Annotated in this window: 2 protein-coding genes; one reads left to right on the plus strand and one right to left on the minus strand. The window is 68.9% G+C overall.

Annotated elements, in window-relative coordinates; genetic code table 11:
- The first annotated feature begins 217 nt into the window (after positions 1–217).
- Positions 218–841 (plus strand): hypothetical protein, encoded by a 624-nt coding sequence (locus A9W96_RS11120; RefSeq protein WP_067139737.1) that lies wholly within the window; start codon positions 218–220, stop codon positions 839–841.
- A gap of 14 nt (positions 842–855) precedes the next feature.
- Here the strand turns inward: A9W96_RS11120 and A9W96_RS11125 are convergent, their stop codons facing one another.
- Positions 856–1,875 carry an NADP-dependent oxidoreductase gene (locus tag A9W96_RS11125; protein ID WP_067139740.1) on the minus strand — a complete coding sequence of 340 codons (1,020 nt, stop codon included), beginning with the start codon at positions 1,873–1,875 and terminating at the stop codon, positions 856–858.
- Positions 1,876–2,047 lie beyond the last annotated feature (172 nt).

A 2,047-nucleotide genomic window follows, 5' to 3' on the forward strand; every position in this document is an offset into this window, starting at 1 on the left:
TGGGGTGGCCCGCATGCTGCCGTCGCGATCCGCGCGCGACGTTCCCGATCACGACCCGCGCGCCGGTCCGTCGCCGCGATCCCCCTGGCATAAACAAGGGACGATAGCAGCAGTGACGCCCGCTTCCAGGGATTTCACGTCCCAGCCATCAACTTAGTTGACATCGCTGCGGCCGCTGGTATCAAGGAGATTGATGGTTCGAGAAAGGAAAGCAACCATGTCTCATGGATTCTTCGGCGGTTTCGGTGGGCCCGGTTTCGGTGGGCCCGGTTTCGGTGGTCCGGGCTTTGGCGCGCCGGGCTTCGGTGGGCCGGGCTTCGGTGGTCCCGGGTTCGGCGGTCCGGGTGCCGGTGGGCCCGGCTTCGCGCCGTTCGGCAAGAAGGGTCGGCACGGTCTCAAGCGCGCCGCGTTCGTCACCGCGGCGTTGCTGCTGGACGGCCCGGCCGACGCCGCACAGGTGGTGCAACGGGTATCCGATGCGACCGGCGGTGCGTTCACCCCTCCCCAGGACATCGCCGAGCTTGCGATCGGGGTCCTCGCCGGTCGCGGCGTCGTCACCGTCGACGGCGGTGTGGCGACGCTGACCGAGCTCGGCCGAAACCTGTTGGCCTGGCGCGGGGTCAGCAGCGAGACCGCGCACGCCTTCTTGGGCCGGGCGGCCAAGTTCGGTGACGTGGTGAAGATCCGCAAGGAGCTCTTCGAGATCGCCGGCCTGGCCCGCACCATCGCCTGGACGGGCACCGACGAGCAGAAGCAGCAGCTCGCCGAGACCCGCACCAAGGTGCTCGAGGCGTTGACCGACGCGCGCAAGGCGCTGCACCGCGTGCTCGGCGAGGACTAGCGCGGCGGCGCCGGCTAGCGGGACGTGGGTTCGCTGAGCCTGACCAGGGTCTTGCCGACGTTGACGCCGGTGAACAGGCCGTTGAGGGCATCGACGCACGACTCGATGCCCTCAAAGATGGTCTGCCGGTGGTGAAGTCGGCCCTCGGCCTCCCACTGGCGTAGCGCGGCGAACGCCTCGTCGAAGCGGCCCCACTGATCGAGCGCGTTGAACCCCTGCATCAACGCGGTCTTGGACAACAGGTTCACGTAGTTGGCCGGCCCGGGGTGGTCTCCGGTCAGGTAGCTGGAGATGACGCCGCACAGGACGACGCGCGCGTGCGAGGCCAGCCTGCCCAGCACGGCGTTGAGGATGGGCCCGCCCACATTGTCGAAGTAGACGTCGACGCGTTGCGGGCAATGCCTTTTCAGCGCCGCCGCGACGTCGTCGTTCTTGTAGTCGATGCACGCGTCGAAGCCGAAGTCCTCCACCACCGCCCGGCATTTCTCCGGACCGCCGGCGATCCCCACCACCCGGGCGCCGGCGATCTTGGCGATCTGCCCGGCGACCGATCCGGTGGCACCCGCGGCCGCCGACACCACCACCGTTTCCCCGGGCTGCGGCCGGCCGATATCGGTCATGCCGAAATAGGCGGTGGCGCCGGTCGGCCCGTAGACCGACATGATCGCCAGCTGGTCGTCCTCCCCCGGGATCGGCGTGCTGAACAGGTCGTCGCGGATGAGCGCGTATTCCTGGAAACCGGTCAGGGTGGTGACGACGTCACCGACGGCGTAGGCGTCGCACCGCGAGGCGACCACCTCGCCGATCCCGGCCGCCCGGATGACCTCGCCCAACTGCACAGGCGGAAGGTAGCTGGGCTGGTCGTCGAGCCAGGTGCGCGCGGCGGCGTCGATGCCGACGTACGTGGTGCGCAACAGTGCCTCGCCGTCGGCGGGCTCGGGCGCCGGCGTGGTGACCAGTTCCGTGTCCTCCGGCTGGACCAGCCCGGACGGGCGACGACGAAGCAGGACCTGGCGATTCGGCACATCGGGCACGATCGTAAAAACTACCGAACCGGCCGTAAACGCAGAAGCGAATGGCATATTCATTCCATGGCAGCAAACGAAGACCCGGAAGACCGGATCCGGGAACTCGAGCGCCCGCTCGCCGAGGCGGCGCGGGCGTCCGAGCAGGGCAGCGCGCAGCCCGCCGGCCAAAACTATCCCC

The sequence above is a fragment of the Mycobacterium sp. 1245852.3 genome (genome assembly GCF_001669335.1).
GTDB lineage: Bacteria > Actinomycetota > Actinomycetes > Mycobacteriales > Mycobacteriaceae > Mycobacterium > Mycobacterium europaeum_A.

What these genes read in the sequence shown, in the direction of transcription:
- A9W96_RS11120 (WP_067139737.1), top strand. Translation starts at nt 218, where the DNA reads ATGTCTCATGGATTCTTCGGCGGTTTCGGTGGGCCCGGTTTCGGTGGG.